This window comes from Vagococcus sp. WN80Y (assembly GCF_059621045.1).
This window is the reverse complement of the sequence record NZ_JCAQHY010000032.1, coordinates 1-764: the sequence shown is the minus strand read 5'-3', so window position 1 is coordinate 764 and position 764 is coordinate 1. Positions and strand designations below refer to the sequence as shown.

At 41.9% G+C, this 764-nt stretch carries 1 protein-coding gene and 1 pseudogene; both read left to right on the top strand.

Going from position 1 to position 764, the window contains the following annotated elements:
- Positions 1 to 197 (top strand): annotated as a pseudogene (locus AC5KOD_RS02490) (BsaA family SipW-dependent biofilm matrix protein); the annotation flags it as partial.
- A gap of 31 nt (positions 198 to 228) precedes the next feature.
- The coding region (locus AC5KOD_RS02485; RefSeq protein ID WP_496912964.1) for a hypothetical protein at positions 229 to 764 on the top strand (536 nt) is incomplete at its 3' end.

Sequence of the window (764 nt, the reverse complement as noted above, 5' to 3'; positions counted from 1 at the left end):
AAACAGCTCAATTGTTAGACAGCGTGAAATTGATGGAAGCAGCTGATAATAGCTATAGCTTGATCAAATTTGATTTAAAAGTTAACACAGAAGGCATCCAAAACGTGAAACAAGCCATTACAGACAACTGGAATGCGGGTGGTGCGTTATTAGATGCAGATTTAAAAACAGCATTAGAAGCTTTATGTGAGTCATAAAAAGAAAACAGATAATACTGGAGGAGAAAGAATGAAGCAACGACATTTAACTAGTACAATCATTAGCTGGAGCTTTATGTGTCTCCTGCTTATCATTCTAGGCTTTCCTACCTCAGCGCAAGCTGAGGGGGAGCTTCTCCCTCCGGGTATTGTCATCGGGGATGACAAGGGGATACATGTTCAGCCGGATGGGGCCTATTTAGTCGAGGTGAATGATGTGATGCCTGGCAAGAAGTGGCAGACAGAGGTAACCTTGCTCAATGTTGAAGAGGATGAGCCGTATGAGCTCTTTTTCCAAATCAAACCACCTACTGTCACAGGGCCTATTGACTTTTCAAAAGCCATTCAAATGGTCTTGATCTATCAAGAGAAGGAACTCTATAACGGACCTGTTTCAGGTGTTAGCCAGACCTTGAATTTACAAAAAGAGCCTGTATCACTGGGGACCTATCAATCAGGTGACAGTCATAAGCTGATTGCGAAATTTGAAATGGACAGTCATTATACGGAAAAGGATTTTGTCAAAAAAAGCGTGACAGAGAATGTCTGGGAGTTTCGTGCGATTAA